We start from the raw sequence: 21,797 nt of genomic DNA, 5'->3' as shown, positions 1-21,797 counted from the left end.
GGTTGGGATAATCTTGTATCTTGCCCTCCTATCTTCCAGATTTTCTTTCTTCTGCCGGATTTGGCACCTTGAAATTAATCAGGTTGCCGAGGTTTCGATGGGCCGGTCCCTCCACCTCTCTGGATAAGAGCGCCTTCAGGGGCTATTTAATTTTTACTTTCCCTATTAAAACATAATCGCACCTCCTTGTCAAACTGCGAAAAACATCGGTATGACAAAGAGAATTTTCTCTTCATGTATGATGCAGAAAATAGTTTTTTTATGTTGAATCGATCCATTTTTGTTTGTGCTTCTCAAGGAAAATATAATGGGAATACTTTCTTTAAATCAAAAAAAATTCATGTTCACCTTTTTATTGAGGCAAACATGGAATCTTTTTTAGAAGTCAAATATGGTTATTACAATTCAGACCATTCGGTCAGTTCACCGGTAAAAATGGATCGCACCTGATCGACGGTCAGTGTCTCAACTGGATTCTCATGGTTGACAATCACTGCAATTCCATCTTTTGCGATAACTGTCGGGATCAAACCTGCCTCCAGCTCACTATCTTTTAAAGCTCTGGATGCCATTCCAATTTCGCAAACACCTTCAATCGTTGAGGTCATTCCCGTTGTTGAATCACTTTGCTGAATCTCGATGGATGCATTCGGATTGACAAGCAGGTAAGCCTCTTTTAACTTTTCCATCACCGGTGTAACTGAAGAGGATCCGGCAACAATGACTTTGCCTTCCGGCTGATTTCCTGCATATGCATGTTCACCGGCAACAGCAATATATCCGGTTTCCTCAACAACAGCCTGTCCTTCAGTACTCAGTATGAAATTAATGAAATCCTGTGCAGTTTCAGAAATGCCATCCTTTACAGCTATATGAAACGGACGTGAAATCTTATAGGAATCATTCAGAATGTTTTCAACCGATGCATCCACCCCATCGATTTTTATCGGTTTAACGGTATTGTTTAAAGATCCGAGGGAAACGTAGCCAATTGCGTAAGGGTTGCCTGCGACGGCAGTCATCATAACGGATGTGCTGTTCGTGATGATGGCTTCAACGGTCGTCAGATCGTGTTTATTTCCATCCGCGTCCTTTTGTTCAATTCCAAACAATTCAATGAAAGCGCCGCGTGTGCCTGAACCATCTTCGCGTGAAACCACACTAATATCATTATCGGGATCGAATTGAGCCTTAGGATAAGCAAATCCACCAATGGATACGGCGAAAATTGTTGTTACCAGGAATATTACGATTTTTTTCATTTTCTTTTTCTCCTATTCAAATTTAAATCAATCATACAAAATAAAAGTAAAGGGATTGAGATTGAAACTGTAAAAAAAATGTAAAAAGGAGTTTTTTCGATTCATTTGCAGTTGTTTGAACTGCGGATTTTTTTGGATTGAGGAAAAGGTATTTGTTTTATTGGTTATATACAGAGGGAAAAATACAATATCAAGTTTTCTCGATTGATTCGAAAGGTTGGTTTATATTTCGAACTGCTGGACCAGGATAGAAGAAAGTTTTAAGATCAGGCTGGAATCGGGTAGAATAAATAGCAATATCGCAGTTATTTCTATAAATACTTGCAAGAAGAATTAAGAAATCTTTTTTATCTTTTTTGTGATCGAGGCTGAAATGGGTTATTTTATTGGTTGTGATCTGGGTGGTACAAATTTACGGGCAGCAGTTGTCAACTCGGTGACCGGAGAAGTCAACAGCCTGACCATAATCCCGACGATGGCACATGAAGGTTATGAAGCAGTTTTACTGCGAATGGCAAATCTTTTCAAAGATATTATCGAAAAATCGAAACTGAAATCGGACGACATTCAAGGAATCGGAATCGGTGTTCCAGGGATGATGGATTTTGAAAGCGGATTGACGACGTTCATCACCAATTTGCCGGGGCATTGGATTAACGTTCCAGTTGCCCCAATTATCAAAGAAAAAACCGGCATTCCTGCCTTTCTGATAAATGACGTACGTGCCATCACCTGGGGTGAACTCAAGTTTGGAGCTGGAAAAGGCTGTCAGTCTCTGGTTTGTTATGCGCTTGGGACAGGAATCGGTGGCGGAATCGTCGTCAATAATCAGCTTGTTCTCGGCAATTCCGGCCAGGCAGGAGAATTAGGACATATGACAGTGGATCCAAACGGGCCACTCTGCAATTGCGGTAATCATGGCTGTCTGGAACAATACTCATCCGGTCCTGCAATAAAAGCTGCTGCTCTGAAAGCAATTTCTCATGGCGGAACCACGATCCTCGGAGAAATGGTTGGCTATGATCTGAATAAAATGACTCCGGAAGTAGTATATAACGCCGCCATGAAAGGGGATACGATAGCCCGTACGATTTACGAAAATGCCGGATATTATCTCGGAATCGCCATAGCGAACTCAATCGTGACATTGGAACCGCAGAAAATCGTGATTGGCGGTGGAATAGCACAGGCGGGCGAACTGTTGTTTGCTCCCATGCGAAAAGCCATTCAAGAACGCGTTTTCCTTGTTCCTATGGACAGAATTGAAATCGTTCAGGCGGAATTAGGCAATAATGCAGGTGTTATCGGCGCTTCTATGTGGGCTGAAAATCGAATTCAAAAATAAAATTTAGAGAGTGCTGATAGATAATTATTCGAAATAATAGGAAAATTCTATATTGTTGTGATGTTTTTGTGCTTTGTGCAAAAACATCACAACAAGTTTTTCCATATTGATTCTTTTTTTCAAATTATTGGATGAACATCCATCTGTTCTCTTTTTTTTATTCAGTTTGATTTGGTTCCCTAAATCAATTATTTTCCTTAATAAGAGAGATTGCAGCCATTGCTCCCAGTCCGGCTGAAATAATAACCTGACGATAATATGCATCCGTCGTTTCTCCTGCCGCATATACGCCAGGAATATTAGTCCGCATATACGGATCGACTTTCACGAAACCATTTTCCATCTCAAGCTGACCTTCATATAGGTCGGAGACAGGTTTATTGCCGATAAAAACAAACAGACCGTCAAAAGCCATTGTCCCGGTCTCTCCAGTTTTAATATTTTTAATATGAACTTCTTCCAGTCGGTCTTTTCCGCTTATCTCCGTGATGACAGTGTCCCAGAGAAAATGAATTTTCGGGTTTTCCATCGCTCTTTTTTGAATTATTTGGTCAGCCCGCAAAGAATCCCGACGATGAACAATCGTTACGCTGCTGGCAAAGTGTGTCAGGAAAATCGCTTCTTCAACTGCAGAGTTTCCTCCGCCAACGACAGCAACATTCTTCCCCCGATAGAAAAAACCGTCGCAGGTTGCACAATAGGAGACACCACGTCCAATAAATTCTTTTTCTCCCGGAATATCCAACGATATCGCTTTTGATCCGGTAGCTAAAATCACATTTTCCGGAAAATAAACGGCTCCTTCCGCTTCAACCATAAAAGGTCGTTTTGAAAAATCAACTCGGATGGAAGAATCATAAGCGAATTTGGCGCCAAACCGCTCTGCCTGAGTTTGAAATTTTTCAATCAGTTCCACGCCCGATAAGGTGTCAGGGAAACCTGGATAGTTCTCAATTTCCGATGTCAGAGAAATCTGTCCGCCCAGCGTTGGACCTGTCAGAACAATCGTCTCCAAACCGGCTCGTGCCGTATAAATTGCAGCAGATAGTCCGGCAGGCCCGGAGCCAATGATCAGCACTTTGCAAGGTATTTTATTTTTTTCAGTTGTCATTTTGATCCGTCGCCCCATTTTTCATAATTGTTTCAATAAACTGCAGATTTTCAGACATTTCTCCGTCCAGTATTTTTTGGAGTGATTCATTCGGAAGAATCTTCAACCTGCCATTCTTTTTTTCGAGTGTGAGATTGCAGAATGTCTGTTTTTTAGGGAGTGAACCACTTCCCAGGATTGCATCATAGATTGCTGACAGTTCGCGGTCAGCATCGAATTTCTCCTGATCGGTTTTTCCCTGACTTAAAAGCATCATCTGCAATGTTGCCCGGCTCATAATCTGCCGGACATCCAAAACTTCCAAGGTTACATCTGCAGTATAACCAGCGTTGTCTGAACTGACAATAGAATCGATTTTTATGATCTGAATATTAGAACGAATCGCGTTTCCAAGAGCGTTTGCAGGCTCCTCTACTTGGAAATCATCGGTTACGAGATAATTGGAGACTTCCTGCAGTTGATTGGTGCGAATGGCATCAAAAAATTTTCGGATGACCGCTTCCGGATTGTCCGCCTTTTTTTGAGCCAAATAAATCATCAATACAACGCCGATGATTAAGATCAGAACCCATAATAAACGAAAGAATCTTTTTTTCAGATCCATTAAAAAACTCGATTCCAGGAACAAGTATCAAAGATCATCGCAAGAAATGATTCTCTCTCATCAGCCTGCAGAAAGCGCGGCTGAGAATAATTTTCGAGTCGAATCGTTTCTAATACATTACCGATGTAACGTCCGTCATAAAAATAATGCCGGTCAAAAAACGAATCACGTTCCACATCGGACATTTGATCAAATAATAAATTGCCCAGGCCGAAATGGATGAAAGTTTTTCCCACAAATGTCATGCCCTGAGGAATGTGTGCCTGGCTGCCGCTGATAATCGCCGGACCTGTTTCTGCAATTTCATAGAAATCATGACTCTGGAGAGGAGTCACATCATAATAAGGCCACTCCAGATGTTGAAAAGTAACAACAACCAGCCAGCCAGCATCCTTCAGATCAGTGATCTGCTGTTTCATCTTTTCAAGGTCACATGGAGCGGCACCGGGTGTATCAGATCCGGCAAGTATGTTTTCCGGTCCAATCGCATTGCAGCCGAGGATCGCGATCCGATTCCCATGATGTTCAAAAAACACTGGTTTCTGTCCTTCATCGGCATTTAAACCACCTCCATAAACCTGATATCCTTTTTTATGATACAAATCAAGCGAATAGAGAAACGGTTCCGTGCCCCAATCAAGCACGTGATTTCCAGTTAATTCGATCACATCAGCGCCGATCGCTTCAAGAATACGAATATAACGCGGATCAGAACAAAAACGCGCTTCGCGCCGTAAAGGCACTGCTGGAGGACAATCTAACGAAAAGGAAACTTCGTTACTGACATGCGTTATATCTGAGGCGGATAAGACTGCTGCGATATTCTTTACGGGATACAACAGACCATCCTCCTCAATATGATATGCCAGTTGGCGAACCATTGCAGTTGTACCGGTCAGCGTCAATGAAGTCATTTTTCCCCGGTCGAAATTCGATTTTGGCAGTGAAAACGCACATGGTCTGATTTTGTTTCGCGGCCGGAACTGCCAGACAACTGATAGCGCATAGCGTTCCGGATCAAAATCAATGTCAAAAGGACTGGTTCCATCAACCTGAATCATTTTCCAACGCGGATCCATCGCTTCAAACGGAATAATTGCCCAGACGGCATCCTTTTGCCAGGTCTCAGCCAGAAGCGCATCTTTCGATAGCACTTTCACCGTATCCGGATCGGCTTCACCCCAATTTTTTGAGAAAACGTGATAAGTTTCTTCATCAAGTACAAATTGTGAAATGACAGTGTCTGTCTCACCATGCCATACTTTTTGTACTGCTTGCAGAGATATATCATCGATCGGGGTTGCATAGGGGGCAGCAAGTACATACACCCAACGAATCGTAACGCTGTTTGGGTCCAGATTCGGATCGGATGCCAATTCGATCCTGCAATCCGCTGTATCTCGGTCGGAGGCTATTCTTATCTCAGAAGAAAGCATTTCCTTTCCATTTGAAGGCAATGCCGGATCGATCCAGGTCTGCAATGATTGTGCACTGACTTCTGACCAGGATAAAGCCAATATTAAAAGGAAATATAAACCGCATATTTTTATTGTTAGCTTCATATCAGGAAATTATAAATGGATATCTTTTTTCCGCTGAAATCAACAATTCGAAATATAAAGAGGATTCCTTGTTGTTGAGAGGGCTTATATGCTTCGTGTATAAGCATCTCAACTACAAGGATTTCCCGATTGGTTCGAATTGTAAGTCTGAACTTCGAATTACTGAGTACAGACTGTTATTTTACTTTAAACATATTATTAAAAACTGTGCTGGCTTTTAGTCCGGAATTCCAGCTTTCTGCTTTTGATAAATATTTTCCCACCTGTTTACGGTATTCTTTTCCGATAGCTTGTTCAAGAAGATCAATTGCACGTGCAGCATAAGAGATATCGTTTTGTGCTTCTAAACGGTCAAAATCACCAAAAAACCAGCCGCAGGAAGTAAACATGCGTTGCCGCTCATATTGTGACTGCATCAGTTTTACAAATTTTGTTTCTTCAATTGCATCCAGTCTTTTTTCCATCAGTCGTTCCAATAATTCTTCCGGTGTTTCCCAATGAGTCAGAACCGAGGCATATTCGTTGCGGAAATCGAGCAGATCCCATCCATAAGGCTTGAGCGCTTCCTGCATTTCAGAATCGATGATCTCAGCAATCTTATTGAAAGCCCTTCGAAGTGGGGCTTTCCATTCACCATGTTCCGAACAGGGGCATACGGTCGCCCAGCGTTTCACGCCATGATGGCAGCTCCAGGATGTATTCTCTCGAATCTTGATACTCTTTTCCGGTGGAAATTTTTGAAGCCAGACTGCCGGAAAAATAATCTCCAGATCATGATTCTCAAGCGCACCGGTTGTCAGCCACTCCAGAAATTTGTCACGGAATGGTTGATGATGACCGTATAATTCACCATCTGATGCGATCAGATAATACCGTTCCTTTCTGGAATTCTCGGGGAAAAATGGCAGTAATTCATGAAAAACAAAACCATCAGCATTGACCGTGCTTTCCGGAAGAAAGCTGACTTTCGAACTGATCCCTGCGCCATAGAAAAAAACCGCAATCCGCTGATTTCCTGGCAAATCCACCCAATATGGTTTGGAAATGTCCAGATCGGTAATCGTTTTCGCCTGCCATGGAGCCAATATCGTATACTGGATTCCGCAATCAGCAAAAACGGAGAGCGTTTCTGTATCCACCGCGGTTTCCGGCGCCCACATACCAAGCGGTTCATGACCGAAGCGGTTCTCAAAATCAGCAATTCCCCATTTAACCTGAGTAATTTTATCTTCTCGGGTGGCTAACGGCAGAATGGTGTGATTGTAGGATTGTGCCATTCCATTGCTGACGCCGAATTTCTCATAAACCGAACGCTCCTGATCGACAATCATCTGCATCACTTCTGGATTGCTCTTTTCCATCCAGGTCGCCAACGTCGGGCCAATATCAAAACTGATCCGTCCAAAATTACCCTCAACAGCATTGGGACGATAACATTGCTGAAGGATTTTTTCATTCCAATTGCTGAACGGAGCAGCACCAGGTTCAACAGGGATCATACCGGTAAATGGATTTTCTCTCGGAGGCTGATAGAAATGTCCATGGACACAAAAAGCTTGTTTCTTCATTAAACAACGCCCTTATCTTTTAGACTATGACCCGATTATAGTCGATAAAGCAGAAAACGAAAAGATTTTCGAAAAAAATTCCCGATTTATCCTTTTTTTTTGCTATTAGATATTTTTTCAATAATTATTATCTATATTTATTATTGTAATTTTCCAGATAGGACAAATTTTGACTCATCCGGGTAGGCATCAGGCCAAATTCTCTCGGCAAGACGTCTAAAGCGGTTATCCGATCCTCAGCCAGATATTCCATCCAAAAATACATTCGGGGAAAATTTGAAAACCATTGTTCGAGAGCAACAATTATGGTTCTCAAACCGGGCGGAGGAATATGGACGATACGCTTCTTTTTTCCCATTTTGGATAAGATTAATTCGATACACTGATGGATAGTTAGGACTTCCATCCCGCCAATGGTCAGTGTCTGAAAAACAGTTTTTTCAGTATCCAGACATAAAAGAAGACAGGTAACCAGATCCTCAACCCATATCGGCTGGATTCTGCTCTCTCCTTTTCCAGGCAGTAGAATCATCCCGGGAATCGCATGAATATATCGTGCAAAAGATTCTGTAAAATGGTCTCCCGGACCGTAAACAACCGCTGAACGAAGAATTGTAAAAGGAACACCGCTGTTACGAATAGCCGCTTCTGCCATTGCCTTGGCTTTCAGCACACTATAAGCCGATGACTTATCAGCGCCAATATGACTAAGATAAAAAAATCGCTCAACTTTCATCTGGGAAGCGACTTTTGAAAACATATCAGCCGATTGGATATCCGTATTCAGATAATCAGCATTAATGCCGTTCCACTCAGTCCCGATTAAATGAAAAATCGTGCGGACTCCTTTCATTGCAGCACGAAGATTCCGTTCATCCTGAATTCCTGCAATGGCAACATCGACCGGCACACCTCGTGGGATATGCGGAGAAACCATGGATGGATTCAATAACAATCGCACCGGATAGCCCAGAGAAACCAGTTGCCGGACTAAAACCTGTCCAATAAATCCTGTTCCACCCGTCACCAATATCATGCGTTTTTGGAATTATCTGGTTGAAGATTCTCAAAATGCGGACTGGATGCTTTCCCCGATAGGAGCGCTTTATAATGGAAATCAGAAGTGGATACTCGCGCAGCCAGAATTTCCGCTGCTTTCTTCATCAGTTGAACGGATTCCATCTGTTTCGAAGCTGATCCATGCACGTCGAAAACATCCTGGTAATAACCCAACATCCAAATCAGTTTCTGCAATGTCGCAGCAGATTCCTTGTTGAACCAAAGGACTCCGTCATAGAGGTTTAATTTCAAAAACCGCTGAATATCTTCTCGCAAAAGCAAATGATCTAAATCTGTTTCCAGTGTTTCCAGTGTCCATTTTTTAATCTGATCCAGTGATTGGCAGATCCAATGAATCAGAATAATCTGATCGCTGATTGAAACATCATACCATCCGGCTTCATGTAAAATCCGGGTTTGTGTTTTCTGCAAATTCCAATCATCCAGAATATTTTTCGGACTTTGTTCAGGATTATCCGATTGAGAAAAAGTTGTCAGCAAATGTTCCTGCAAGCTGACGAAAATGATATTCCATAAACAGGGATTATTCTCGACCATCTCTGTCAGCGTATCAAGCAATACGTTATAGTTCAACATGGACGGAATTTTTTTCAGATTCGGTTTTGTCAACAATTCTCCGATACCATGCGTGTAAATTGTAAATAATCCATCAGTCGATCGTTCAAGATCGTAATAGGTATGAAAAGCTTGAACCAGTTTTTCAAAATCCGGCCAGGTCCCATTTTTAATTTCAGTCCAGTTATTCGTCTCGCGATCAAATCCGATTTGTGATTGCAGCCAGCGCAGCTTATTGCCATGGAAGCAATTACGATAGGGTTCCAGCACAAAATGGAGTGTCAACTCTTGAATCGAATCGTTGACATCGGGAGTTCCATTTCCATTCAGCCACTGATACAATTTTTTCCAGGTGCCCAACGCATCATCCTGAACTTCATAGATCTCATTGAACACAGCATATTGATAGGCGTGCAGATCAAAATAGAATCCTTCATGACATATTTTTTGGGATGGCTGCACATAACTCAGATTCCGAATCGCATCCTGCATAACGACATAATATTCCGGATCGTCATGCAGTCCGAGACTGTCTGCGATTGTCCGCGTCTCCATGTGTTTATCGCCGTTGTTTTTTACCATAAAAGGCACGGACTGCTTGATATACCCGCTGGAATCGCCAAAACGATTGTTATAAATCACCAGATTATGGCGTTCTTCCCCGTAATTGGAATAAGCAAAGACATTTTCATCTACATTTCCATAACCGGACGCAAAATTGTAAAGTACAAAGTGCGTAACTTCAGCATAACGACGTCTTTGATGGAGCAGCGGGAAAATTTCTCGTTCGTGTCGGCGCAACAGGTCCTGATCAACCGGTTCATCCCAATAAGCTTTACGGTATTCCATACCATACTTTTCGGAGAATCCTTCAATCTGACCATGTCCGAACATTGGCAGACCCGGCATGGTCGCCATCAGCACGCAAATTCCAAAGTATTTATCGCCCTTGCCAAATTGTTCAACCGCGGTTTTTTCATCCGGATTATTCATAAAATTCACGTATCGTTTCAAAATATCCGGATCATACTCCAGTGTTGTTTTTAAGAGGATGCGATATTGCGCATTGTCCTCATTGCGCAGCAAGTTCATAAACGCGCTATTATAAACGCGATGCATTCCCAAAGTTCGGACAAAATATCCTTCCATCAGCCAGAAAGCTTCCGCCAGCAGCAATGTGTCAGGGGCTTCTGTTGCCATACGGTCCACAACCTCTCGCCAGAACTCTACAGGAAATAGTTTGTCAAAATCAGCTTTCGTTAAACCAAACTCAGAACGCGTAGCAATATCCCCTCCTGTTCCCGGCTCTGGGAACCAAAGGCGCTGATAATGCTTTTTCGCCAGTGTCATTGCCGCGTCAAAACGGATGATGGGAAAACGCTTTGCCACTTGAATAATGGTCTGAATCACGGCTTCCCGAACTTCCGGGCTCAGATAATTCAACTGGGCAGTATCATTCCATGGCATAGTGGTGCCGTCGTTTCCGTGATAGATATACTGTACATTTCCGGTGTTGTAATCGACTCGCTGGAAAACAACCGCTGCATCCTCTCGCGTGTAATAATGGTCTTCAATATAAATTCCAATATTGGGATCCGGAGATAAATTCGGACCGTTGAACGTGTAGGAAGGGAATGGGCTTTGCGGCAGAGAAAGGAACCGATCAGGATGATAAATCACCCAATTGGAATCGATTCCCATATGGTTAGGAACCATGTCGCTGGCAAGACGGATTCCAAATCGCCAAGCTTTTCGTTTGAACTCCTCAAACGCAGCCTCACCGCCCAGGTCATCTGCTATCCGGTAATCTGCCAGAGAATAGGCAGAGGCAATTGCTTCCGGATTGCCGCAATACCGTTTGATCGCTGCAGATGCTTTGGAACGTTCCCACAAGCCGATCAACCAAAGGCCTGTAAAACCCTCATCCCGTAAAATTCGCAGTTCCTCATCCGGAATTTCATTCAGTTTTGAAATCGTATGCCCGTATTTTTTAGATAGTTGATCCAGCCAAACATAGGTATTCTTGGCAATTAACACAAGCCGTGGCATCCATTCTTTGTCCTGGCTGAACGCTTCATATTCGTAACCCTCATCCGCATTACTACTATCAGGACCAGTGTAAACCGGAATCTCAATCGGCCCAGGTCCGCCAAAACCATGTTCTTTGCCTTCCTCTTTCATCCAGTCCAACGATGTCAACAGCCGGCGCAGAAACTCACCCAGCATCACCGACCAATGGAGACGCATGTAATCGAGCTGATCAAAAAGCGAATCCGGATGGGTGATTGCGGGCAGGCGCAAGTATTCAATCAACGTTAAATCATCAATTTTTGGCAACGTCTGGAAAAAGCGATTCAATTCAAAAATGACCTTGCTATAGGATGAATGCATGATCAGGTTCTTCTCATCCAGCAGTTCACCAAACGGATTCATGGCTGCCGGATTGCGATTGGTGATCCATAAGACCAAAATTTCTTCGATGACCTCATAGCGGTTCATCTTCCCTTTCGGGTTCGTATCCGAAAGATATTCCTGTACCGTCTTTTTCGCCTGATACACATCGGATGGCGGAAACTCGATACAGAACGCTTCCAGCGTCTCATGCAAAGTCTGCTGTCCCAAATTTCGTTCCAGCCATTCATAGGCAGCAATTTGCAAATTCGGACAAAATTCCCGCCGATAGCTATCAATCATGAAGTGGAGTATTTCATCAACCAATCCCAACGCATTCAGGACACCCGGATAAACCTGTGGTAAAACGCCTTCCTGGATCCGAATTCCGTTAATTTTTTGAGCAAATTCTCGCGCAGCCATGAAATCGGCAAAGATCACATTGCCGTCATAACTGAACATTTTCAAATCAAACTGATAACGTTTTCTGGATTGATGAGATACATGAAATTCCATCATAAAACCACCTCAAGAAAAAGATAAAAATCGAAACGTATGTTTGATCAGCAATCCGAAACATATATAGGGAAAAATCTGATCCGCCGACTTTTTCAATTAAGAGATGCTACAGGATCAGAACGGATGTAATTCCAAATATTCAGTTTCGAATCACTGATATTGTTGTATTGTTATTCCTATTTAAAATTAAATCTTGATCGATGATCGGTTATATAAAAATACCGTTTTCATCGAAATAATTCCTATTGCTTCTGAAAAATGTGCGTATAAACGTTCGATCCACTGCCACCGATATTCTGTGTCATCGCAATCCGCGCATCGGGTACCTGAACAGCACCGCATTCTCCGCGTAATTGCTGTACAGCTTCAACAATCTGATACACACCGGTTGCTCCGACCGGATGTCCGCGTGCTTTCAGCCCGCCCATCGTTGCCAGGGGAATCCGTCCTGTCGGGACGATGGCATTTTCAGCTGCCAACCTTGGTCCCTGTCCTCTTTCCGCGAATCCGCAGGCTTCCAGAGATAGTGTCTCGATAATCGTGAAGGCATCATGCACCTCAAATAAATCGACATCCGAAGGTGAAATTTTTGCGTGTTCATAGGCTTTGCGTGCAGATTTTTCTGCCGCTGAAAGCCACAACGGATCTTTGCGCATATGCAGCGCAATCGTATCTGTTGCAGCCGAAGAAGCCAAAATCCGGACCGCTCGTGCCATCCCTTTGACGCGATCCAGCGGGACAATTAACACCGCTGCCGCACCATCTCCCATTCCTGCCGCATCCATGACATTGATCGGATCACACACCATGGAGGCTTTGCGATAATCCTCTGCAGTAATGGAGTATCGAAAGCGCGCATTGGGGTTATGAACGCCGTTGGCATGCGCATTGACGGAAAAACCAGAAAAGGCTTCTTTTGCCCAGCCGTATTCTTCCATATAACGCCGCATGATCAGCGCGTTAATCGACACAAAGGAAACGCCCATATCCCGTTCAAAATCGGCATCTGCTGCAGTTGCCAGTTCACCAGTAATTTCAGGAGAGGGAGAATCGGTCATTTTTTCTACACCGACAGCGATTGCAGAATCGACATCCCCGGATGCAACTGCAATCAATGATGCCCGCACAGCGGCGGCGCCGGAACTGCAGGCTGCTTCCACATGGATTCCTTCGGCGCCCTGTACGCCGATCCAGTCAGCAATATAGGATCCCAGGTGGAGCTGATGGTTGGCTGATCCAGCCATCATATTCCCGACAAACACGCTGTCCACCGATTGGATGCCTGTTTTCTGAAAAATCTGCAGCACTGGCTCACCAGCCAATTCCAGCAGACTCTTATCCCAGTGTTCCGAAACCGGGGTTTGACCAATTTCAAGAATCGCAACTTCTCGCATATACTTAACTCCTTTTCCAATTATACTTTGTACGATTGTGAATTGCGATTCTTTTTCCATCAATTCGAAATATGAGAAAGATCATCAGTTAAAGTGTTGTTTTTTTGTTTCACGCTTAATATTTGCATAATGAATGATTCTTGAATGAATCTGACATTGCGATCATAGAGAAGCAATCTTTTTTCGTGTGATACACTTTGCACTTTGTTTAGGAGATTGCCGCGCCCCTGCGGGGCTCGCAATGACAAATAGGGCCATACGAGACTCGCCCTTGCAGGGCTCGCAATGACAAATAGGACCATACGGGACTCGCCCCTAAAGGGTAATAACAATAATAGGGTTTATCCATTAAAATACATGCATGACAAAACATAATGTAACCATCGGTCATCTTGGAGAAAACATCGCCCTGCAGTCTGCCAGCCAAAAAGGGATGCGACAGATCGGGCGCAATATCCGGACACCCTTCGGAGAAATCGACCTGATTCTGGTGCAGCAGGATACAATCGTTTTTACAGAGGTAAAAACCAGAACCAGCGACAAATTCGGTTACCCGGAAGAAGCTGTCACGAAAACAAAACTCGAACATATGATGCTTTCCGCGCAATATTATATGGAAGAGAACGATTTAACAAGTGCCTGGCGCATTGATATTGTTGCTGTGAGCTACGACCCCCGGCAGAAAATCGCTGTGGATCTGAAGTGGATGGAGAATGTCACAGCCGATCTCTAAGATTCCGATTACGGTGATCGTTGGTCCGACCGCTGTCGGCAAAACTGCATTTTCGATCGCTTTTGCCAAGCTGATCCAGGCAGAAATCGTCTCTGCGGATTCCCGCTATTTTTATCGCGGCATGAATATCGGAACTGCCAAACCATCTGTTGAAGAAATGCAGGGCATTCCCCATCATCTGATCGACGTCGCAGAACCGGATCAAACCTGGAGTCTGGCGCTGTTTCAACAAAAAGCCCATGCAGCGATTCTGGATATCCACCAGCGCGGGAAAAATGTGCTCGTTGTCGGCGGCACCGGCCAATACATCCGCGCAGTCCTGGAAGGCTGGAGTCCGCCGGAGTTGACGCCCGACCTGCCGATGCGAAAAGCGCTCGAAGCATGGGCGGAAGCCATCGGTCCAGAGGATCTGCACCGCAAATTGAGCTGCATCGATCCTGCTGCAGCCGCAAAAATCGATTATCAGAACGTGCGCCGCACCATCCGCGCGTTCGAGGTGATCTTCAAAAGCGGTGAACTCTTTTCTGCACAGCGAAAACAGGTCGATTCACCCTATCAGCCGCTAGTGATCGGGCTGACTCGTCCACGTGCGGAACTCTATGAACGCATTGACCGGCGCATCGATCAGATGTTTGAGAACGGATTTGTAAATGAAGTGAGGGGACTGCTGGACAGAGGATTCTCTCCAGAATTGCCCTCCATGTCCGCCATCGGATACCGGGAGGTCAGCGCTTATCTGCGGCAGGAGATTTCGCTGGAGGAGGCAGTCCTGCAGATCCGGCGCGGTACGCGCAATTATGTGCGCCGGCAGGCCAACTGGTTCAAAGGCTCTGATCCGCAGATTCACTGGTATGATCTCAGTGACCAGGGACGGGAGGCGAAATCCTGCCGATTCTCATTGAAACCCGGCGATTCGAAATAGAAAAAAATAATTGTAGTTGTTGAGTTGTTTTTGCGCGAAGCACAAAAACATCACAACAACAGTTTATCCTCTCCAAACTTCGAATTGCTGATTTAATCCAATTTGATTTTATAATACCTATTGCGGATTATTAACTTGAACAAGAAAATTCCTTTTCGGACCGAGCTTGCATACGGATAACCTGCAGCGCTGTGTTCGAAAGAACAACAAGAGGCAACCATCTTTGAAAAACACTTCGACTGATCCAACCCCGGTATATGACTCTGCAGCGCTGGTTTCACCGTTTATCGATGAAACCAAAGGTTTGTATTCCCGCTGGTTTATCCTGCGGCGGATGATTTATACCAATTTTAAAACCCGATACAAACGATCCTACCTGGGCGTCATCTGGTCTCTGCTGAACCCGCTGCTCAATATGATCGTATTTGTCGTTGTTTTTTCTCAACTATTTCGATTTCAAATCCCTCATTACCCGCTCTATATCCTCAGTGGTCAAATGATTTTTACTTTTTTTGCGTCATCCACAGCCGAAGCGATGATGCAGATCCTGTACAACGCAACGATGATCCGCAGAGTTTACCTTCCCAAAACAATTTACATCCTGGCCGGTATTGCGATCAACGGAATCAACCTGATCCTGACTTTCATCCCGTTTCTGTTGATTGCACTGATCGACAAACTGGAGTTTTCGGTCCAGATGTTCATGATCATCCCGGCATTGTTGCTGCTGTCCTGTTTTGTCGTTGGCATGAGCCTGATCGTCGCAACCATCACGCCTTACCTGAATGACTTCTCCCAAATCTGGGGCGTGCTCATCACACTCTGGACCTATCTGACACCGCTGTTTTACCCCGTGGATATTATTCCGGAGCAATCGCTTGCGCTTTATAAAAGTAATCCCATGTACATTTATGTGACGCTCTTCAGGGATCCGCTACTCTATCAAACCATCCCGGAACTATCCCTGTGGATCAATGGAATTATCTATGGCGTAGTTTTCCTGTTATTCGGCTGGTGGCTTTTCACCAAAAATTCCAACGAATTTGCCTACCGGGCTTAGGAGATACCATGAACCAAAATCTTGCAATTCAGGCTGAAAATTTGGGGATTTATTTCCGCATGCCCTCGGAACCGATATCCGGGACTAAAGATCTTTTTGTACAGGCTGTCAAACGGAAAATTAAAATTAATCAATTCTGGGCGCTGCGTCATGTCAGCTTCGAGCTGAAACGCGGCGAATCCATCGGTATCATGGGTCGCAACGGTGCCGGAAAGAGCACCCTGTTAAAAGTGATCGCACGGGTGCTGACTCCCAAAGAGGGCAGAATCATCGTCCGCGGTAATGTTTTCCCGATGCTTGAGCTGGGCGCCGGATTCGTGCCGGATCTGACAGGACATGAAAACATCTATCTCTATGGCAACATATTGGGGTTGACCAACGCCGAAGTCGGCAAGCTGTATGACGAGATCGTGGACTTTTCCGAGCTGGGAGATTTCATCTATGCGCCGCTGCGCTCCTATTCTTCCGGCATGGTCGCGCGCCTTGCTTTCGCAACAGCGACCGCCGTCCAGCCCGATCTGCTGCTGGCGGATGAAATTTTGTCCGTCGGTGATGCGCCCTTCCAGGAAAAATGCATCCACCGCATGATGCACTATCTGAGCCACGGTACGACCATCGTTTTTGTCTCGCACAGCACTGATACCGTCAAGAAAATCTGCAGCCGCGGAATGTGGCTGGAACATGGAACGGTCAAGATGTCCGGCTCTGCGGAAGAAGTCGCCGATGCCTACAAGGCACAATAAACAGAAAGAAAGTAGCGTCGAACTCGCTTGAAATCGTCTGTCATCCAATCCATAAAACAATGGCGCATACTCCTTCCACTTAAAACCATCAAGCGGATCCTGCATGCCTGGCTGCTGGAACACGTTCTCAAAACGTACTGGTATTGGATTCTGCGACACGAATGGCAGTTCTTTCGGAAATGGACCTTTCAAAAAGCAACCGCTTCCCTGCAACAGCATCCCATCATCACACTCATCACAAACATCGAAAAGGGCGCAGCAACAGACTCGCTGTTCAGAACCATCCGCTCCGTGTCCAGACAGTATTACCCCGATTGGGAGTGGTACCTCTTTGTTGATTCGGAGGAGCTGCAGCAGCTTGCCGGCTACATTCCCGCTCAACTTCGGCACAAAATCCATCTGCTAAGCCACACGGAAAGCAACGCAGCAACATGGAGTGGAGAATTCAGCGCCTTTCTTTCTGCAGGGGATGAATTGGCTCCGTTTGCCTTGTCGGAAGTGGTTAAAACAATCAACGTAAATCCGCAAGCCTGTGTCGTATACTCCGATGAGGATCATATCCGAGGCAAGCGCACGCGCTATGATCCATGGTTTAAACCCCATTTCAACATATATAACCTGCGAAGCGGCAATTATTTAGAACATTTTCTGGTTATCAAAACAAACCTTGTGCAAAAAATTGTAGCTCAGGAAGTGAAAAGACAAATCCTTGAGATTCATCCATACGATCTGATCCTGCGCTGCGTCGAACAGACATCCGATGTGATCCACATTCCGGCAGTACTTTATCATTCGCGAAAGGCAAGGCTCGATTCAAAGGGACATCCGATTGCCAGTACAACAAATCCGCTGGATGAGCTGGCGCTGCGGAATCATCTGGAACGGATGCACATCCAGGCAGATGTATTGCCGAATGATTATCCGGATTCATTTCGTGTCCATTATGCCGTGCAAGGATCGCCGCTGGTGTCGATCATTATCCCCAACAAGGACCAACGGCCGATTTTGCAGCGCTGTATCGATTCGATTCTGGAAAAAACCACCTATCCGAATTATGAGATCATCATCGCGGAAAACAACAGCCAGACGCCGGAAATTTTCACGTACTATGAGGAACTGAAAGGCCGATCGAATTTCCCAGGACAAATCCTTTGTTGGGATAGCCCCTTCAATTACTCCGCCATCAACAACTGGGCGGCAGAGCAATCATCCGGAGAATATCTACTGTTTCTCAACAACGATATCGAAGTGATCACCCCACAATGGATCGAGGAAATGCTCGGACTGGCGCAACAGCCGGATGTCGGTGCTGTGGGCGTAAAACTATGCTTTCCGGATGGCAGACTGCAGCATGCAGGAGCAGGATTTGACCGCTATATTCCTGATTCAGTTTATCATTTCGCACAGGGTGTTGATGGCAAAAAAAATGGGTATTATGGAATTTTTACAAAAGTTAACACTTATTCCTGTGTTACTGCGGCATGTTTGATGGTTAACAAACAAAAATTCTTCCAGGCAGGAAAATTTGATGAAATTTTCAGTATAGATTTAAATGATGTGGATTTATGCCTGCAGTTGCTGCAAAAAAAATGGTTCAATTTATTTACACCTTATGCTGAATTAGTTCATCATGAATCTCTCTCCCGTGGATACGACACAAATTCAATTCAAATACAAAGAGCAAAACAGGATTTCTCCAAATTGAAAATAAAATGGAAAGATTTCGTTGTGCCTGCAGATCCTTTTCTCTCCCCATATTTACGTTTTGAACAATATAGTCTGGATTTTTTTGGTCAAAAATAATTTCATTTTTCGATCGAATTATAAAAAAAGGATTTGAACAGGAATTGTTTTTGAAAAAATTTTTCCTGTTTTGGAGAAATTCCCGGAAATAGTGAAAAACAGTTCCGATTCACCCGCTTGCACGTTGACACCGAGCGTCACTACCGCTTGTCCAAAGAAAACATCTTCATGATCCTCAAAAACAAGATCATTTTCGGTTGAGCGAAGCTCCCATTTTAATGAAAAACCTTTTAAGGTTTCTTTTGGAAATTTTCGCCAAACCAGGCGGACATCAATTTGTTTATCTGCTCCATGAACGAATTGATAATGGCTGGGGATGCTGAATGACAATTTATTGGGACAACATTCGATCACAAAAGAAGGCAATTCCCGATATTGGCACGCATAGATCTGAGAAAAAACATTTTCAGCGATGGCTGCCGACCATCTTTTTTGATAATCCCGTTCATAATGTTGAATTTTATTAATATTTTCGAGTAGAGTGTCATCATGCCAGCCCTGAGAAAAGTTAAACAATGGCTGTCCCGCTTCATATAAAGCAGCATCGTAATTTTCAAACTGGAAGCGTTTTGGTTGAACAAATGACTCTCCACTTAACGGCCCAAACTCTCGATTCATCGTCTGATAAGGCAGCGGTATATATATATCTGGATTGGTATGTACCGTAATATTAAAGTAGATGCTTCGAATATCAAGATCTCCCTTGCAGATCTCTGGATATTCCTGAATCATTTTCATGAAACAATTCTTGCTGATAACCTGTGGCATGCAGGAATCATAATTCAGGAGTGGAAAATGATGTTCCTTCAAAAAATCAGTTGTTTTTCTCTCTTCAGCAGTAAAAAAATGGCTTTCTGACAGAAAGTCCAACGCGAAGAAATCGCCGCAGAAATACACTTTAAACGTTCCGTTCTCAATAAAGTAATCTTCGGAGAGAGGAAATAACGGCCGGTAATTATCTTCACTCAGGAGGAATACCGGATCAATGCGATCATCCGCAATCCACCAAAATGGTTTTTCGCTTACAGGTGACTGTAAACCAGCTTCATCCAATAGAATCCAGATCAGTTTCAGACGAGTTTTACAATGCAGAGAAAAATTTTCCGGATTGATGGAAGATGTAATAATGACTGCTTCGGTTATAAATGGAAGAAAATGTTCCAAATAACGGAGCGTCTCAATCAGAAGGTCTGTTCGTTCTGAACGGATCATAATCTGTTTTAAAGGTTGGCAAAGGCTTTTCTTATTCTTTTCTGCAAACAAAACTTCTGCGAAAGCATCAGCCGAGTCATCCCAGGTCAATGGTTTGTATTCCGACAATGAAGCTTTTTTCTCGGCATATTGCAGAGGATCATGAAGGTAGCGCTCGATTTTTTGAATCAGGTCATTGGTCTGTAATGGATCAAAATAATCGCAAAATTCCCCGCCAATTTCTCTGAAAACGGGAATATTTGAGGCAATGACCGGCGTACCACGCATCAGAGATTCGATCAGCGTCAGACCAAAACCTTCGACAAATGATGCTGAGACAGTCAGGAATGCATTTCTGTATAATTCATCCATGGAAGTATCATCGAGATTTTCAAGAAAATAAAAACCTTTCCCTCGCAGCGGATGTCGCATGATCCGGGACATCAATTCATCTGCCATCCACCCATTGCGACCGGCAAAAACGAGCTGAAATCCATCCTGATGCAACCTTTTATCAAAAGCATCCAGAATAACCTGATGATTTTTTCGAATTTCTATCGTCCCGACACACAGAATATACGGACCGGACTCTTTGATTTTTTTTACAGAATCAGAAATTTCAGAGGTAGGTATATCAACCTGATGAAAATTGAATCCAAGTGGCAGAACTGAAATCGTCTGTTGCTCAAAACCGAGACGTTGCTGAATCATCTGTAATTCAGCAGCCGTACTGGATGTGCTGACAAGAAATGTGTCTGCCCAGCGAAGATTTGCTTCCAGAAAATTCATGAAATTTATGATCCCGATTGAATGAAAGAAATGCGGATGGGTAATTGGAATCAGATCATGGAAAAAGGTGATGATACGAACATTATGGTTTTTCAATAACGGGTATAGGAAAGAACGCCGCACAGGATTCATCCAAACCGCATCCAATTCAAAAAAAACTGATCCACCTTCAAAATCAAAAACAGAAAGGCAGTCTTGTGAATAACAGTCTCTTTTTTCACCCGGGATTCCTTTAAAAAAGTCAGCTACTTTCTCTGTATCGAGGATCAGATACTTTCCTGATGCCTCATGATAACTTAAAAGAACTATCTCATAATTTAAGTTTCTTGCTTGTTGTATCAGACGAACAGTTAGTTCACGGACTACCCGCTGTATACCCGAAATAAATTCTTGCTGCATCAAATTAGTCAGATCAAGATAGATTTTCATAAGAATCAATCCTTTAAATCCGTTTCCAAATCATCCGCAAAAAACGCTTCATCCAGCCCGGAGCACTCTGAAAAGAGCGATACATTTTTTTTCGAATCTGTTCTTTGATATTTTGTCTGCTCCGAAAGGAAGTAATGATTTTTCCTCTGTGGTCAGCGTAAAGATTATTTTCAAGCGGATTACAATGATAACGATACACTTTTGAGTGACAAAAGGATTTAATGACGGCTTTCTGAAAAGCAGGATATCCTTTGAAGATAATGATCATGCTCAACATGAATGGAATCTTCTGCGCAGTAAGTTCATTCTTTAAAGCAAACGAGGTCATCTCAAAAAAAGTCTCCGCTTGATCCGCTTCCAACAGTCGTAGAACATCCGTCTTGAAGGGGTTCTCTTGCGAAATATACTGCAGCAACTGCAATGAAAACCGAATCGAAATGCCCTTTTTTTCTGCATTCTCTTTGACCAGATCATAAAGAGAGATCTCCATTGGCAACGTCTTCTCCAATTTCGCATGTGATAAAATCTTTTAATAATTCTAAGTTATTAATGTCATATTTATTGCTTCAGATTCCAGAAATACCAAATATGTAAAGAAATAATTGTTGTTGTGTCGTTTTTGCGTGAAACACAAAAACGACACAACAACAAGCTTTCTCTCTTTATTTGAAAAGCATGCCGATATTTCAAATTGCTGTGTAGTATCATTTTTCAAAAAACGAATTTTTTTTAATAC

The 21,797-nt window shown here is 43.6% G+C and carries 16 protein-coding genes and 1 riboswitch; of the genes, 6 read left to right on the top strand and 10 right to left on the bottom strand.

Translation table 11 applies throughout. The annotated features are described in order from the left end of the window. Positions 1 to 25 precede the first annotated feature (25 nt). Positions 26 to 130, bottom strand: a riboswitch (SAM riboswitch). Between the two features lie 268 nt (positions 131 to 398). Beyond that, entirely contained in the window at positions 399 to 1,262 is an 864-nt protein-coding gene (locus ATC1_RS02260; protein ID WP_062277976.1) for a substrate-binding domain-containing protein, read from the bottom strand. A 373-nt stretch (positions 1,263 to 1,635) separates the two neighbouring features. Here ATC1_RS02260 and ATC1_RS02255 point away from each other — a divergent pair, with 373 nt between their 5' ends. Continuing rightward, positions 1,636 to 2,607, top strand: coding sequence for an ROK family protein (locus tag ATC1_RS02255; protein ID WP_062277973.1), 972 nt, complete (start codon positions 1,636 to 1,638; stop codon positions 2,605 to 2,607). Between the two features lie 184 nt (positions 2,608 to 2,791). Here ATC1_RS02255 and trxB read toward each other — a convergent pair whose 3' ends face one another. From trxB to ATC1_RS02220, 7 genes are all read right to left on the bottom strand, one after another. Next, positions 2,792 to 3,718 (bottom strand): thioredoxin-disulfide reductase, encoded by a 927-nt coding sequence (trxB, locus tag ATC1_RS02250; protein WP_062277971.1) that lies wholly within the window; start codon positions 3,716 to 3,718, stop codon positions 2,792 to 2,794. Next, positions 3,708 to 4,322, bottom strand: coding sequence for a hypothetical protein (locus ATC1_RS02245; protein WP_062277969.1), 615 nt, complete (start codon positions 4,320 to 4,322; stop codon positions 3,708 to 3,710). Before ATC1_RS02245 ends, trxB begins: the two co-directional genes overlap by 11 nt. Beyond that, positions 4,322 to 5,884 (bottom strand): CapA family protein, encoded by a 1,563-nt coding sequence (locus tag ATC1_RS02240; protein ID WP_062277967.1) that lies wholly within the window; start codon positions 5,882 to 5,884, stop codon positions 4,322 to 4,324. The genes ATC1_RS02245 and ATC1_RS02240 overlap by 1 nt, the downstream gene beginning before the upstream one ends. 176 nt (positions 5,885 to 6,060) lie before the next feature. Continuing rightward, entirely contained in the window at positions 6,061 to 7,452 is a 1,392-nt protein-coding gene (locus tag ATC1_RS02235; RefSeq protein WP_062277965.1) for a DUF3536 domain-containing protein, read from the bottom strand. A 127-nt stretch (positions 7,453 to 7,579) separates the two neighbouring features. Then, positions 7,580 to 8,488 carry an SDR family oxidoreductase gene (locus tag ATC1_RS02230; RefSeq protein WP_062277962.1) on the bottom strand — a complete coding sequence of 303 codons (909 nt, stop codon included), beginning with the start codon at positions 8,486 to 8,488 and terminating at the stop codon, positions 7,580 to 7,582. Next, positions 8,485 to 11,997, bottom strand: a complete 3,513-nt coding sequence (locus tag ATC1_RS02225) for an alpha-amylase family glycosyl hydrolase (RefSeq protein ID WP_062277958.1) — start codon at positions 11,995 to 11,997, stop codon at positions 8,485 to 8,487. Before ATC1_RS02225 ends, ATC1_RS02230 begins: the two co-directional genes overlap by 4 nt. Positions 11,998 to 12,239: 242 nt before the next feature. Further along, the gene (locus tag ATC1_RS02220) at positions 12,240 to 13,391 is read right to left on the bottom strand and encodes a thiolase domain-containing protein (protein WP_062277955.1); all 1,152 of its coding nucleotides are present in this window, start codon (positions 13,389 to 13,391) and stop codon (positions 12,240 to 12,242) included. Positions 13,392 to 13,752: 361 nt separating this feature from the next. Here ATC1_RS02220 and ATC1_RS02215 point away from each other — a divergent pair, with 361 nt between their 5' ends. From ATC1_RS02215 to ATC1_RS02195, 5 genes are all read left to right on the top strand, one after another. Next, positions 13,753 to 14,124, top strand: a complete 372-nt coding sequence (locus ATC1_RS02215; RefSeq protein WP_062277951.1) for a YraN family protein — start codon at positions 13,753 to 13,755, stop codon at positions 14,122 to 14,124. Next, positions 14,105 to 15,046, top strand: a complete 942-nt coding sequence (miaA, locus tag ATC1_RS02210; protein WP_062277947.1) for a tRNA (adenosine(37)-N6)-dimethylallyltransferase MiaA — start codon at positions 14,105 to 14,107, stop codon at positions 15,044 to 15,046. The genes ATC1_RS02215 and miaA overlap by 20 nt, the downstream gene beginning before the upstream one ends. 223 nt (positions 15,047 to 15,269) lie before the next feature. Beyond that, entirely contained in the window at positions 15,270 to 16,106 is an 837-nt protein-coding gene (locus ATC1_RS02205; RefSeq protein ID WP_062277944.1) for an ABC transporter permease, read from the top strand. Between the two features lie 8 nt (positions 16,107 to 16,114). After that, a complete protein-coding gene (locus ATC1_RS02200) occupies positions 16,115 to 16,849 on the top strand; it encodes an ABC transporter ATP-binding protein (protein ID WP_062277941.1) in 735 nt (244 codons plus the stop codon). 27 nt (positions 16,850 to 16,876) lie between these two features. Further along, positions 16,877 to 18,652 (top strand): glycosyltransferase family 2 protein, encoded by a 1,776-nt coding sequence (locus tag ATC1_RS02195; protein WP_062277938.1) that lies wholly within the window; start codon positions 16,877 to 16,879, stop codon positions 18,650 to 18,652. Positions 18,653 to 18,670: 18 nt separating this feature from the next. On the opposite strand, the gene ATC1_RS02190 is transcribed toward ATC1_RS02195, so the two are convergent. Both ATC1_RS02190 and ATC1_RS02185 read right to left on the bottom strand, forming a co-directional pair. After that, positions 18,671 to 21,061: a glycosyltransferase family 4 protein gene (locus tag ATC1_RS02190; protein ID WP_062277935.1), complete on the bottom strand. Its 2,391-nt coding sequence runs from the start codon at positions 21,059 to 21,061 to the stop codon at positions 18,671 to 18,673. Positions 21,062 to 21,074: 13 nt separating this feature from the next. Beyond that, positions 21,075 to 21,551 carry a hypothetical protein gene (locus ATC1_RS02185; RefSeq protein WP_062277932.1) on the bottom strand — a complete coding sequence of 159 codons (477 nt, stop codon included), beginning with the start codon at positions 21,549 to 21,551 and terminating at the stop codon, positions 21,075 to 21,077. Positions 21,552 to 21,797: the final 246 nt, after the last annotated feature.

Source organism: Flexilinea flocculi (genome assembly GCF_001192795.1).
GTDB classification, from domain to species: domain Bacteria; phylum Chloroflexota; class Anaerolineae; order Anaerolineales; family Anaerolineaceae; genus Flexilinea; species Flexilinea flocculi.
This window is presented reverse-complemented; position numbering and strand designations above follow the sequence as displayed.

What these genes read in the sequence shown, in the direction of transcription:
- ATC1_RS02260 (WP_062277976.1), bottom strand. Translation starts at nt 1,262, where the DNA reads ATGAAAAAAATCGTAATATTCCTGGTAACAACAATTTTCGCCGTATCC.
- ATC1_RS02255 (WP_062277973.1), top strand. Translation starts at nt 1,636, where the DNA reads ATGGGTTATTTTATTGGTTGTGATCTGGGTGGTACAAATTTACGGGCA.
- trxB (WP_062277971.1), bottom strand. Translation starts at nt 3,718, where the DNA reads ATGACAACTGAAAAAAATAAAATACCTTGCAAAGTGCTGATCATTGGC.
- ATC1_RS02245 (WP_062277969.1), bottom strand. Translation starts at nt 4,322, where the DNA reads ATGGATCTGAAAAAAAGATTCTTTCGTTTATTATGGGTTCTGATCTTA.
- ATC1_RS02240 (WP_062277967.1), bottom strand. Translation starts at nt 5,884, where the DNA reads ATGAAGCTAACAATAAAAATATGCGGTTTATATTTCCTTTTAATATTG.
- ATC1_RS02235 (WP_062277965.1), bottom strand. Translation starts at nt 7,452, where the DNA reads ATGAAGAAACAAGCTTTTTGTGTCCATGGACATTTCTATCAGCCTCCG.
- ATC1_RS02230 (WP_062277962.1), bottom strand. Translation starts at nt 8,488, where the DNA reads ATGATATTGGTGACGGGTGGAACAGGATTTATTGGACAGGTTTTAGTC.
- ATC1_RS02225 (WP_062277958.1), bottom strand. Translation starts at nt 11,997, where the DNA reads ATGATGGAATTTCATGTATCTCATCAATCCAGAAAACGTTATCAGTTT.
- ATC1_RS02220 (WP_062277955.1), bottom strand. Translation starts at nt 13,391, where the DNA reads ATGCGAGAAGTTGCGATTCTTGAAATTGGTCAAACCCCGGTTTCGGAA.
- ATC1_RS02215 (WP_062277951.1), top strand. Translation starts at nt 13,753, where the DNA reads ATGACAAAACATAATGTAACCATCGGTCATCTTGGAGAAAACATCGCC.
- miaA (WP_062277947.1), top strand. Translation starts at nt 14,105, where the DNA reads ATGTCACAGCCGATCTCTAAGATTCCGATTACGGTGATCGTTGGTCCG.
- ATC1_RS02200 (WP_062277941.1), top strand. Translation starts at nt 16,115, where the DNA reads ATGAACCAAAATCTTGCAATTCAGGCTGAAAATTTGGGGATTTATTTC.
- ATC1_RS02190 (WP_062277935.1), bottom strand. Translation starts at nt 21,061, where the DNA reads ATGAAAATCTATCTTGATCTGACTAATTTGATGCAGCAAGAATTTATT.
- ATC1_RS02185 (WP_062277932.1), bottom strand. Translation starts at nt 21,551, where the DNA reads ATGGAGATCTCTCTTTATGATCTGGTCAAAGAGAATGCAGAAAAAAAG.